13 protein-coding genes are annotated in these 12,562 nt (G+C 53.2%); all 13 read left to right on the top strand.

Features of this window, described 5'->3' with window-relative positions; genetic code table 11:
- Positions 1–50 precede the first annotated feature (50 nt).
- The 13 genes from ACOCF6_RS20770 (at position 51) to ACOCF6_RS20710 (ending at position 12,542) form a co-directional block, all read left to right on the top strand.
- Entirely contained in the window at positions 51–230 is a 180-nt protein-coding gene (locus ACOCF6_RS20770; protein ID WP_482462228.1) for a hypothetical protein, read from the top strand.
- A 584-nt stretch (positions 231–814) separates the two neighbouring features.
- Positions 815–1,783, top strand: coding sequence for a tyrosine-type recombinase/integrase (locus tag ACOCF6_RS20765; RefSeq protein ID WP_482462227.1), 969 nt, complete (start codon positions 815–817; stop codon positions 1,781–1,783).
- A complete protein-coding gene (locus ACOCF6_RS20760; protein ID WP_482462226.1) occupies positions 1,783–2,079 on the top strand; it encodes a Mor transcription activator family protein in 297 nt (98 codons plus the stop codon). The genes ACOCF6_RS20765 and ACOCF6_RS20760 overlap by 1 nt, the downstream gene beginning before the upstream one ends.
- A 244-nt stretch (positions 2,080–2,323) precedes the next feature.
- Entirely contained in the window at positions 2,324–3,103 is a 780-nt protein-coding gene (locus ACOCF6_RS20755) for a hypothetical protein (RefSeq protein ID WP_482462225.1), read from the top strand.
- Positions 3,103–4,884, top strand: a complete 1,782-nt coding sequence (locus ACOCF6_RS20750) for a hypothetical protein (RefSeq protein WP_482462224.1) — start codon at positions 3,103–3,105, stop codon at positions 4,882–4,884. Before ACOCF6_RS20755 ends, ACOCF6_RS20750 begins: the two co-directional genes overlap by 1 nt.
- Positions 4,885–4,893: 9 nt before the next feature.
- A complete protein-coding gene (locus ACOCF6_RS20745; protein WP_482462223.1) occupies positions 4,894–7,239 on the top strand; it encodes a hypothetical protein in 2,346 nt (781 codons plus the stop codon).
- A 2-nt stretch (positions 7,240–7,241) separates the two neighbouring features.
- The gene (locus ACOCF6_RS20740; RefSeq protein WP_482462222.1) at positions 7,242–7,622 is read left to right on the top strand and encodes a hypothetical protein; all 381 of its coding nucleotides are present in this window, start codon (positions 7,242–7,244) and stop codon (positions 7,620–7,622) included.
- 4 nt (positions 7,623–7,626) lie between these two features.
- Positions 7,627–7,842, top strand: a complete 216-nt coding sequence (locus tag ACOCF6_RS20735; RefSeq protein ID WP_482462221.1) for a hypothetical protein — start codon at positions 7,627–7,629, stop codon at positions 7,840–7,842.
- Positions 7,839–9,053 (top strand): hypothetical protein, encoded by a 1,215-nt coding sequence (locus ACOCF6_RS20730; RefSeq protein ID WP_482462220.1) that lies wholly within the window; start codon positions 7,839–7,841, stop codon positions 9,051–9,053. Before ACOCF6_RS20735 ends, ACOCF6_RS20730 begins: the two co-directional genes overlap by 4 nt.
- Positions 9,054–9,056: 3 nt before the next feature.
- A complete protein-coding gene (locus ACOCF6_RS20725) occupies positions 9,057–10,304 on the top strand; it encodes a hypothetical protein (RefSeq protein ID WP_482462219.1) in 1,248 nt (415 codons plus the stop codon).
- A 92-nt stretch (positions 10,305–10,396) separates the two neighbouring features.
- Positions 10,397–10,927: a hypothetical protein gene (locus ACOCF6_RS20720; protein WP_482462218.1), complete on the top strand. Its 531-nt coding sequence runs from the start codon at positions 10,397–10,399 to the stop codon at positions 10,925–10,927.
- Positions 10,917–12,038: a hypothetical protein gene (locus ACOCF6_RS20715; protein WP_482462217.1), complete on the top strand. Its 1,122-nt coding sequence runs from the start codon at positions 10,917–10,919 to the stop codon at positions 12,036–12,038. Before ACOCF6_RS20720 ends, ACOCF6_RS20715 begins: the two co-directional genes overlap by 11 nt.
- A 33-nt stretch (positions 12,039–12,071) precedes the next feature.
- The gene (locus tag ACOCF6_RS20710; protein WP_482462216.1) at positions 12,072–12,542 is read left to right on the top strand and encodes a DUF2190 family protein; all 471 of its coding nucleotides are present in this window, start codon (positions 12,072–12,074) and stop codon (positions 12,540–12,542) included.
- Positions 12,543–12,562: the final 20 nt, after the last annotated feature.

Below are 12,562 nucleotides of genomic sequence, written 5' to 3'. Positions count from 1 at the left end.
TTGCAGTGCAGTTGGAGTGGTGCAGTCCTAACAGAGAAGGTGGTATTGAGATGGAAAAGCGGGTTTTGAGTCAAGATCAACATGTTTTTCGCGCACACGGGGCGCATTTTTCAGAGACTGCACCACTGCACCATTTTTATATTAAAGTATTGATTTTATTATTAATTAGTGTGGTGCAGTTGTTGGTGCAGTCTTGGTGCAGTTGTGGTGCAGTTGTGGTGCAGTCCTAGCGGGTTTTCGACAACTGCACCATGCCGCAAACGTAGCATTGATGCGGGTTTGATGTCAAGTGGTGCAGTGGTGCAGTTAAAAAAACGCTCCGGGTACCCCTTGATCAGCTGGCATGGCGACTGGGTTTTCTACTTCTCGGGACGGGTTGTGCTCGCCGCAGGCGTTAGTTAGTCAGGAAAAAAAGTATTTGGTGGAGTCTTTCTTTAAAGTCTTAGAAGAGTAGGTAGATCAGTGACAGCATACAACCACATCAAGGCTGTGCCGTCTGTCATCGGGTCAAATGTAAAAAACAGCTTATTCCAAACTGGAAAAAGCGGAATGGTTGAGTCAATAGAGCGTGGTCATGTGATAGTTTTTGAAGGGCTTCAATATTAATGTCAAAAGGATTGTTATATGTATTCTGATAGTAAATTGTCACAAGGTCATAGTGTCCATGATAGTACCAGGGCGACGGCCGTCTCGTCGACCGACGCCACCCCCCGTCAAAAAGTTGGGAGGTCGGCTCATTTCTGCCCCCCTGTGGGCGGCTATTATCGATATCACTGTCTAAAACCCTTTCCAAAAGCGGGGGCGCGGGGGAATTTTGAGCGAAATTGAGAAGCTGATAACGGAATGGATGGAGCACCTGTTCATTCAGAAGGGCCATCAGGTGCGTGGAGTCGAGCAGTACGCCAAGATTGTGCGGGGATTCTTCCTGTGGCTGTCCAAGGTGGGGCATTCTGTAGAAGTATATGGTGTGAGTAGGGGTCACATAGAAGAGTGGCAGAAGGCGTTATTCTTCGATATGGGCAACGTCAGCAACCGCAGCCGTGCGTCAAAGCTTTCGGCTCTACGCTCGTTTTTCGGCTGGCTGAAGTATACCGAGTGCCGGGATGATGATCCGACCAAAGGCATACCGACCCCGAGGATCCAACAAGGCCTCCCCGAGAAGTTCAGCACCGAGGAGTTGCGTCTGCTCTTTGCCGCTCCGAAGCTCGACACGGTAATGGGCCTGCGGGATCTGGCGATACTCAAAACGATGTATGCGGCCGGGCCCAGAGTTTCGGAACTTTGCAATCTGGATCTGAACAATGTCTCTGACTCCGGCGGGTACATCCGGTTGCAGTTCAATACGAAGCGCAACAAGGAACGCACTATTACTCTGCGCCGTAACCCCTCAAAGACCTTGCGAGAGTGGATCATAGCCCGTCAGCAGATCGATGCGGGGCACAATGCCTTGTTTATCCGCTTGAAGGGCCAGATTTACACCCGCTTGAGCGTAGACAGCGCCCAGGATACCCTTGCCAAGTATGCCCGGATTGTCGGCATTGCAGACGTTGAGGTATTTGCCCACAAAATGCGGGGAACCTTCGCCAGTGACCTCTATGACAGCGGAGATGACTGTTGTCCGCGATGCAAGGCGACAATCCACAAGGTTGATTTACTTCTGGTGCAGTTGGCCCTGGGACATGAGGATCCAAAGACCACAATGCCATACATCGCGATCAGTGAGCGCCATCTGCGTAAGACCGCCATACCGGATAAGAGATTCAATGAAATTGAGGAGGGGTAATGACCAAATCAAGCAATCAGGAAGTGGTGGAGGAACTGTTCGAAAGACTGCAACGCGAATTTGGAAACATGGCGCCCAAGATCATCACCATCATAGTGGAAATTGCAGGCGGCCAGCGCTTGACCTTTCCTGATTTGCAGTATCTTTACCGTGAAGAGAGAAACCGGAGGATCCGAAATGAGTTCACCGGATTCAATTATGAGGAGCTGTCGATAAAGTACAGACTGAAGTGTCGGCAGGTAAGAAAAATCATTCAAAATGGTGCGTTCAAATGTTCCGTAATTTCTTCGGCATAATATCTTTTATAAAAAGAGTTAAGCCGTAAAAATACTGCATAAAATGATGGTGCAGAATCAGCACAACATTACCAAAGTGACACAACTGTATTATTTGATAAAAATACGATATTCTAAGCGTTCCGAATCGACATAAAATTACAGCAAAGCGAAATAGTGTCCTACCCTGCCAAAGCAGTACCTTAAAAAATGGTAAGAAGCCCTCCATGGTGTGGAAAATAATCCACCCTGGGGGGCTTTTTTCATGTTCGAACAATTCACCTACGAAGAGCGCCTTGCGGATCTCCGGGAACGTATCGACTCCGGAGAGCCCGGCTTGTTGGCGGAATACGAAGAACTTCTCAAAAATGCACCGGAAGCACCTGATCCGATCATGGAACGGCTGCGTGTCAAGCGTTCCTATACCATGACCGATGCGGCCATTCAGCAACGCCTGAATGCCTCCGCCAAATCCACCGGCCCGCGCACGTCCGAGGGTAAGGCCGCCAGCTCCCAGAACGGTTGGAAGCATGGCCTGCACTCCCGCAAGCGTATCCTCTCCATGGGGAAACCCTGCAAGTCCACCTGTCCGCAATATCCCTGCAGCCTGGTTGATGACGGAGCCACCCAGCCCGGCGCTCAGTGTCTCGACAAGGAATACATGCTCCACACCATCAATGCCTTGTCCACGGCGCTCAATGATGGCGACCTGACCGACCTGAAACAGGTTGTCACCCTGCAACTGGGAGGGTCTCTCCAGATAATTGAAGAGCTCAACGCCTCCATTCTCGAATATGGCGTCTACATGAAGTCGGAAAAGGTCAGCAAAGAAGGCAAGGTGATCGGGTACGAGATCAAACCGAACCCGTCGCTGCTGCCACTGGCCAACCTTCTCAAGGCCGTTGGTGTTACCCTTCCTGACTTCATGGTTACGCCGGCCGCCCTGGAGCGCAAAAAAGAAGACGATACCACCCGCAAAACCATTGCCGACTTCTTTCAGGGCGCAGGTCAGGCCCTGGCACAGGCCAAGAAGGCGACCGAGTAATGGAGATGCTGCCGCTTGATCATCTTGCCGCCCTCGGCAAACAGATCATGGTACCGACCGAGGTGTTTGACGCCACACTCAAGGATTTGGGGTGGAGTTGGCACCAGATCGCCCGCGGCGAGCTCCCCTCTCCTTTCACTTCCCTGGAAGAATTACAGCTGGCGATCATCTGCTCTGATCCAGTCCTCTGGACAACGGCTTTCCTGCGCAATCCCGACAATCCTGATGTCCCCTGGCAGTTCTGGGACTATCAGAAAGAATCCATCGTGTACAAGGGCAACACCCTGCACGAGTGCGGCGCCGAGGTAGGCAAAACACGGGAGATAATCGGGTTCATCCTCTACATGGCCTTCAATACCCCGCACGGCAGCGGCCTGGTAACGGCTCCGATGACCATCCATCTGATGGAAATCATCGATACCATCACCGAACAGCTGAACAATAACCCCGATCTGGGCCGGGCGCTGGTGCTCCACCGCAAGCAACCTCATCACCACATGAAGTTTTCCAACGGTTTCAAGGTCGATTTCCGTCCCACCGGCCATGATGGGGAAGCCCTGCGCGGTGTCCACGTTGCCACTTTTGCCCTGTTTGACGAAGCTGCCAAGGCCAAGAACCCCGATATCTTCAAGGAATTCTGGCGCGCATCCAAGCCGGGCTGTGTCCACAAGCTGTACAGCACCCCGGACGGTGATCGCTCTACGGTCTTTTACCGTCTGTGCCAGAAAGCGGAAGGAAAGCTCAAGGAAGATGAATCCGCCGGTGATGTCGGTCTGAAGAATCTGGCCTTCCACAAGTTCCACTGGAGTAAGGAACTGATGCCGGCACCGTTCTGGACTCCAGAACGCCGGCGTTTCTACATCGATCAATATGGCGGCGAAGATTCCCCCGGTTATCAGCAGAACGTGCTGGGCAACTGGGGTGACCCTGAGAATAGCGTCTTTCCCTGGTACCAGTTCCAGCGGCTGCTGCACGATATCCCGGAATATCGCTGTCTCAAGATCCTGGTGGATGAATCTCACGGGGAAGTCAGCATCTACGGCTATGAATTGGTTTCACCTGTGGTGGAAGGCAGCAAGGGCAAGCCGGAACCGGTCACCATCTGCGACAAGCGCATCAACAAGCACGGGTTCGATATCAAGGCCGAAATCAAGGCATTCTTTGACGGAATGCCCGGTCTCTGTTTCGGAGGTGGCGACCTTGGATTCTCCCAGGACCCGACGGAGCTCTACATAAAGCTGATCTACGGCAAGACACACCGCCTGATCGCCCGGGTGCAGCTCAAGGGTGTCACCTATGACCAGCAGGCCGATGCCATAGACGCGCTGGATGATATCTACGATGCCGGACAAGACAAGATGGGCTGGGGGCTGGACTTCGGCAACGCCGGTTCGGCTGTTGTGCATATCCTTCAGGGACAGGACCAGTACGCCGCCAAAAGTTATGAAGACCGCCTGTCAGGGTTCCAGTTCGGGGCCGCGTACGATGCCGTCAACGAGGATGGCGACACGATCACTGACAAGAAGAGCGGCAAGCCGGTCCGCCTATCGGCCAAGGAGCTCTCCACCGATCTGCTCACTACCAAGATGCAGCGGGTTGAACTGCAGTACCCCTATGACCCGGACATCGTTCTGTATTACCCAAGCCACACCTACCGCAACGGCCAAAGCCGCCGCATCTACAAGGATGTTGACGATCACTGTATCGATGCCGACCGGGTGTTGACATTGCGGGTGGTCTTGCCTGGCCAGAATGTAGAAGACCTCTTTGCATGCGGATAAGGAGAATCCATGAAGTTATTCGGTTTTGAAATAAACAGGGCCAAGGCGGCTGAGGATGTTGCCACCCGTACCCAGTTCACGCCCACGGCCGCCCAGGGACCGCTCACGCCATGGTTTCAGGATTATTACCTGCGCAAGGTCTCGGGTGATTTCTATGAGGCGTTGCGGGAAGGGATCCCGATCATCGATTCGGCCATCCGCCGGCTGATCTCGTTGAACGGTACTGTCAAGATCATCGGGGACAACGCCGCCCTGGTGAAAGAACTGGAAGATTTCTGTCTCAATGTCCCGGTCAATGATCATCAGCACGGCATTCACGCCTTTCTGGAGAACTTCAGCAACGAGGTATTCGAGCAGGGTTTTGCCATGCCGGAGTTTTTGGCCACACCCGGGCTGGATGATATCGCCGGCCTGCGGGTACCGGACTCCAAGCAGATCATCTTTCGCCGGACAGCCGATGGTACAACCGAGCCCTGGTACCGTTATATCAACAGTTACCTGCCTGCGAACGTTACCCGCTACGCCTCCCCCGCCACATTGGTGGAACGGATCCTCAGTGCCACGTACAACCAGGCACTCTACATTAACAGTGGTTGGGAAGCAAAGCTCAACCCGGTCAATAAAATGTATTTTTCCATCAACAACGAGAACTCCGACCCATATGGCGTCTCGCTCATGCGCTCCATGGAGTTTTGCGCCAAGTTGCTCATGACCATGCAGAACAGTCTGAGCAATGTCTGGGAACGCTTTGGGGATCCTTCCTACCACGTCAAATACAAGACCAACCGCAAGGACCTGGGAGGGGATACCCTGGAAGGCCGGCGTCAGAAGATCCAAACCGACTTTGACGCCGCAATCCGGGCCAAGCGTTCCGGCAAGAGCGCCGATTTTGTAACCGCCATCAATGCCGATGCCGAAATGGAAATCAAGGTCATCGGTTCGGAAGGTCAGGAACTATCGCTGGAGATGCCCGCTCAACATGTGCTGGAGCAGATCGTCAGCAAGACCGGATTGCCCGCCTGGATGCTGGGTATCGGCAGTAAGACCGTGCAGGGCATGGCCGGTCTGGAAGTCGAGGCCGCGCTGCAGGATGCCAAAATCAGGCAGCTGGCCATGCTGCCCGAACTGATCCGGCTGTTCTCCGTCGTGCTGAAAATGCGAGGCCGGTCCTGGAATACCATCACAACTTCCGAGAAAAAGCCGGGAGACTGGGGCATCGTCTTTGAAACGCCAAACCTACGCGACCTGGTTGCACAGGCACAGGCCCGCTTCCTCAATGCCCAGGCTGATCAGATGGGCAATGCACCTAAAACACAGGAAACCATCACAATTCCTCCTAAAAAATCCCTGTGTGGCTGCGGGCATGAGCATGTCGAGTACGGCAGCAAATCGCTGCACTCCATCAAGGAAACACGCCCGGAACCCTGGCCGCAACTTGACCAGGTGGAAACGGAATATGAAGACCGGCTCAAGTCCGACTGGCAGGAACTGGCCGTGAGGGTCTTTACCATCTGCAAGCTGGACCCGACCAGCCTGGCACTGACCAAAAGCGCGCTGGAGGATAAGTTCTCCATTTCTCCGGAACAACTTGCGCAGTTGAACCAGGCCACCCAGGGCATGATTGACGCCTATGGTCTCGACATCATCGACAGTCCTATTCGCTCGTTGTATGCCGAGGCCTACAGCCTGGGACTGATTCGTGCCGCCCAGATCATCGGCAAGGATCGGCCGATACTGGACATCATCAAGAACCAGGGGATCTACGACGAATTGTGCAAGACCGGCTTCCAGCTGGTGAAAGACAATGTGACGGCGGCCATCAAGGACAAGATCATCCTTGAAATGCAGGGCCATATGCTGGCCGGCAGCAACCCGCTGAACGTTGCCGAGCGGCTGAATAAACTCTTTGGTGATCAGAATTCCAGCTGGGAGAGATTGGCACGGACAGAAATGGCCGAGGCTGCGGAACGGGCCAAGGAAGATGAATTGAAAGCCGCCGGAATAAAGCTGGTTGATTTCTTCCCGGCGCCGGACGCCTGCCCGACCTGTCTGGCGCTGGAAGGTGAGTACAAGATCACCGAAGTGCCGCACCGCCCGGTGCATCCCCGTTGCAGCTGCACGATCCGGCCGGCGGCAAGTGAGGCGAAATATGTAAAAGAACCAACTGCCGAACCTGAACAAAAGCAGCCCATCAGTTTTAATCCCGAAATCAAGGTGGCGCTGCCGCCGATGGAAGTAAACGTGAAGGTCGAACAGCCTAAACATCGCCCGCCCGGAAAGGTCAAATTTATTAGAGATGATGACGTAGAAATAATCTTCGCCGAAACCATACCCCAAGAACAAGAGGAGAACTAATCATGCCAGTCGCTTACAGTACCACCCTGAAAAACACCCGTCTTGATGCCATTACCGCAGCTATTGGAGCCAGTGGATTTCTGGTCATCGGAACTGCCTCCCTGGCCGCACCCGCAACCGGTATTCTGGCCAAGATTCCGCTTTCCGCTTCTGCGGCCGCCGCTGCTGCAGCCGGAGTGCTAACCCTTAACGGCCTGCCTCTTTCGGTTGTCGCTTCCGCCGGAGGCACCGCTGCCAAGGCTGAATTGTGGACCTCCGGCAATGCTGCTGTAGCGACCGGCCTGACCGTTGGCACCTCTGCCACGGACGTGATCATCGGCACAACCACCATTGCCAGCGGCAACACGGTACAGGTAACGGCTGCTACCATTACACACGGGTAATATCATGAATATTTTTCACAGGTTCATAACCGCCCTATCCAATAACCCGGCTTACGATGTTTCGGCTAATGTTTGGAATGACTCGCTTGATATCAAGCGCAGTATTTCAAAAGATTCGGTCGTAAAGGCGGGTTGTTGCGCTTTATCCGTAAGTGATTTTGAAATAACTTCCGGTTTTCAGCTCGAAATTGAAGCTGATGCCGTCATGGAGATACTATGAGCAGACTCGTATTGAGCGAAGTCGCCTCTCCCAGTATACCGTCATCTGGCAAGGTGGCCTTATATTGTGGCCTAGATGAAAAAATAAAGGTTCTGGATGACCAGGGGTTTAACTCTGTTCTTACACCCGATGGGTGGAGAGATAAGAATATCCTGCTTAATGGTGATTTCAACTGGTACCAGCGCGGGACGCATGTAACCACACTCAACACAAATAGAACTTACGGGCCTGATCGTTGGGGGATGTCAATACAAGCGTCGAACAATACCTTTACGCAGATCGACACGTCCGGCGCTCCTGAAGCCGGTTATGCCCCTCAGTACTATGGAAAGTTTACCCAGACCACTGCCGTCAGTAAACTGGTGCTTTCTCAAGTAGTGGCCCACGGTAACATGGCTCACTTGCGCGGGAATTCATGCCGTGTCCAGTTCCTTGCCAAACAGTCGGCAGGTACTAACGCAATTCTGCGCTTGCTTGTGCTACAACTCACATCGGCAGGAACCGTTGATACAGTGACCAACGCCGGTTTTATTTCCGCTTACGGTGCTAATGCTGTTGATCCTACATGGCCCGCCAATCATACGCAGATAACCCCCAGTCTCGTTGATAGTGGAACGGCAGCAATAAGTGGAGCTGGAATTACGACTAATCAGCTTAACTCGGTATGGACTCAATACAGCGGTTGTTTCACCGTACCGTCTAATGCCAAGAACATTGTTGTTTGTATCGTGTCTCACAATCAGTTAGCCGTCAATGATGCCATTTGTATTGGTGAAGTTGGAATGTATCTTGGTGAAGAGATCAGGACATGGACCCCTTCCAGCGACCTCATCGAATTGATGCAGATGCAGAAGTATTATTCTAAGTCTTTCAATCTGGGAGTGACTCCGGCGGCGTCATTGACTGTAGCAGCAGCAGGCCCGGGAGCTACCGGAAACATATTTGTAGCGGGTGCTGTTGCTAAAGCTGCAAACATAAATATCCGGTTTCCGGTGAGGATGAGAACGATCACCCCTACCATTACCCTCTTCACGCCGGTTGGTGCTGGCGCTGTCCCTTATCGTATTACAGGCACTACACCGGCAGTACAAACATCTGCGGTACAAACCGGTATCCACGATTACGGTTTGCAAGTACAAGCCACAGGTGATGCGGCTGGTACAGTCGGGGACGTTGTTGGAGTACATTGGACTGCTGACGCGGAGCTGTAAGCCGTGGCAATCTTTGATCCCAGCATATTCGATAATGTAATCTTTGACGCTGCCGCCGCAAGCGGCACCGTCACGGGTACCCTTGCCACTACCGAAGCACCTGATATATTTGCCGCCGCTGTCGATATAACCGGCTCAACCATCACCGCCACCCTTGCCACAACTGAAGCGTCGGATACCTGTGCCGCAACCTCCCTTGTTATAGTCCTGTCTACCCTGGCAACAACCGAAGCCGTTGATGCGGTTGCCGCTGTTGCCAAGGTTATTGACAGCTCCACTCTTGCCACAACTGAAGCTGCTGATACTGTGGCTGTGGCTGGTAAGGTAATAGATTCTGCCACTCTTGCTACAACCGAGGCAGTTGATACGGTTTCCGTTTCCGGGCTGGTAATCAACAGCTCCAATCTTGCCACGTCCGAAGCGCCGGATACTCTGGCGGCAAACGGTCTTGTCATTACCTATGCAGCACTGGCAACCACCGAGGCGCAAGATACCATTTCCGCTACGGTGGACGTTGCCGGGGTAACAACGATATCGGCAACACTGGCGACCACCGAAGCGCCCGATAGCGTCACGATCTCCGGCAACATCATCAACAGCGCCATCCTTGCCACCACGGAAGCACAAGATAATGTTGCCGCCATTGGTATCGTACAGGTTAACTCCGCCCTTGTTACAACTGAAGCACCTGATACCTTTTCCGCTGCTGCCTCGCTCAGTATTGCCGCTGTTCTGGCAATCAGTGAAACCCCGGATACCTTCGCCGCAAATTCACTTGTTATCAATTCCGCTACTCTTGCCACTACCGAAGCCCCTGACACTCTGGCTGCGTCCACCGCCGTAATAGTTTCAGCCGCTCTTATTTCTTCGGAAGGTCCGGATTCCGTGACTATTTCAGCCGGGGTTTATTCCGGCCTTGTGGTGGTGCTGGCCGCAACCGAAGCGTTGGACACCGTAGAGATAACCGCTGAAACCATTGAAGAGGAACAATCCCTTTTCGTAGGCGGAATTTCTTCCGGCCCATCACGATTTCCGCAAAAACCTCAATCGATTGCCACCAGCGTGCAGATATCGGAATCACCCGATTCGGTAAATATCACCGTCTCTGTTTCATCAGATGTCGAGATGTCCCTGGTTGAACCCTCCGACGGCTTCGGGGTGTCCGCCCAGGTAATAGACATGGCCGAGATACGGAAACAACGTCGACGCAGAGATGAGGAAGCAATTGCTGCTTTTTTACTGGCAGCATGAAGAAAGTGTCCTCTTCTGCCAAATTAGTACCTTGGAATCTGTTACAGAAATGAACAACGCTTTAAAAAGGTCTCACGAGAAAGGAGTTCGATATGGCAAAAGCTGGCGCAACCACCGTAATTACGGGGAACGATAAATCTTTTGAAGGAACTGGTGTAGAAGGTCAGAAAGATCCTGCTGCCGATCCTGCTGCTGATCCAACTGCCGATCCTGCTGCTGATCCAACTGCCGATCCTGCTGCTGATCCAACTGCCGATCCTGCTGCTGATCCAACTGCCGATCCTGCTGCTGATCCAACTGCCGATCCTGCTGCTGATCCAACTGCCGATCCTGCTGCTGATCCAACTGCCGATCCTGCTGCTGATCCAACTGCCGATCCTGCTGCTGATCCAACTGCCGATCCTGCTGCTGATCCAACTGCGGATCCAACTGCGGATCCAACTGCGGATCCTATAGATGATCATGCCGCCCCTGCTGGTCTCTTTGACGATGAACCCATGGCTTTTGATTCAGAGTTCGACGATATCGAAGGTGCCACCTCCATAATCAGCCACCGTGATGGCGGCCCGAAGCGTATCTGGTTCCGTGACGGCAAAGAAATAGGCTTTGAAAATGTCGGGTAAGAAGATCGGAGAAAAGGTATTCGGACTCAAGGGGGCCACCGGGTCAGGCGCGGAATGTACGCCGGAGATGCTGGCCAAGATCAACAGCTATGCGTTGACCCCTCTGACCGCCGATCAAGTCTTTGTGCGCAAGTTCCTGATGGCGCACAACTGCGTTGATCGGGACAACGAATGCTTCCCCTCCGATATGCTTGACCAGTTTGCTACCACCATGCCCGGTAAGTCCATGCTGATCGGGCACAATCGCCGGGATCTTCCCTGTGGCAAGTTCTTTGACGCCTCCACCGAAGATATGACCTGTGAGCAGTTCAAGGCCCTGACCGGTGAGGATCCCCGCATGCCGGACGGTGCCGCCGGTTGCAAGGTATTGTGGGCCTGGTCGTACATGGTCAAGACACCTGGCAATGTCGAACTGACACAGCAGATTGACGGCGGGGTTTGTTCTCATTGTTCAATCGGTTTTGCCGCTGCTGATATCACCGCGATCAGAAAAGAGCCCAACGGCCCTGCCCTTTACTGGCAATACGTATCACCTGGCGAAGCCCTGGAAGGTTCACTGGTCTGGCTCGGCGCTCAGCCGGGCGCAACCGCACAAAAATCCCTGAAAGACGAAGAAACCCATAAACAGGAGGTACAAAGCATGAAGACAGTTATTGCACTGCTTGTCGGAATGGGTATCAAAACCCTGACCGATACAGCCACGGAAGACCAGATCGCGGCCGGTATGAAAGCCTTGATCGATGAAAAGGATGCAAAGATCAAGGATCTGGAAGGTAAGGCTGCTGAAGGTGATACCTATCGCAACGATTTGATTGCAGATACGGTCAAGTTCGCCGCCCTGCTGGAAGAAATCGGTACCGATGAGAAGGCCGCCAAGGAAGAAAGCGATTTCCTCAAGACCGTACCGATCGCCCGTCTCAAGTCGCAACGCGACAAGTATGAGGCCAAATGCCGCGAGAAGTTCCCGACCCATACCATCTTCACCGGTAAGGATCAGACCGACCGTGAACAGCGCGGCAAGGAAGGCGAACAGAAGGCCCCGGACACCAAGGGCAAGAAGAACTTCAGTTCACCTGAACATAACGAACTGTTCGGCACTGTTGGCCGCTAACCACTCACACAACCTTTTATGGAGGATAACATCATGAAGAAACTGTTTTCCAGCTTCACACTTCCCGGGCTGATCCTTGTTGCCCTGCTTGTCCTTTGCGCCGGCCTGGCTTTTGCCGGAGTGATCAATCCCGTAGTTGCCGCCCTGCCCTTTGTCGGTATCGGAGCCGTCAAGGTCCGTGATCCGCTGGAGCTGATCCGCACCATCAAATACACCCATTCTGCAGCAACGGTAACCGATACCGTCTATCTGCTCAATGGCCGCGTCATGATGGCCATGAACAGCGCCGCTTTGTCCGTATCAAACATCTTCATGTACAAGGGGTTGATTGAGTACGCCTCTGAAACAGGAGTGGCCTGGACTGCTGGCGACAAGCTCTATTGGGATGATACCGCCAAGCGGTTCACCAAAACTCTGACCAGTAATACGCTGTGCGGTATTGCCGCCGAGGATAAGGCCTCCGCTGCTGCAACTGGCTTCATACTACTTGATCAAGCTTCTTAATCTAAAAAATAAACCTCAAG

The sequence above is a fragment of the Geobacter psychrophilus genome, assembly GCF_056821595.1.
This window is presented reverse-complemented; position numbering and strand designations above follow the sequence as displayed.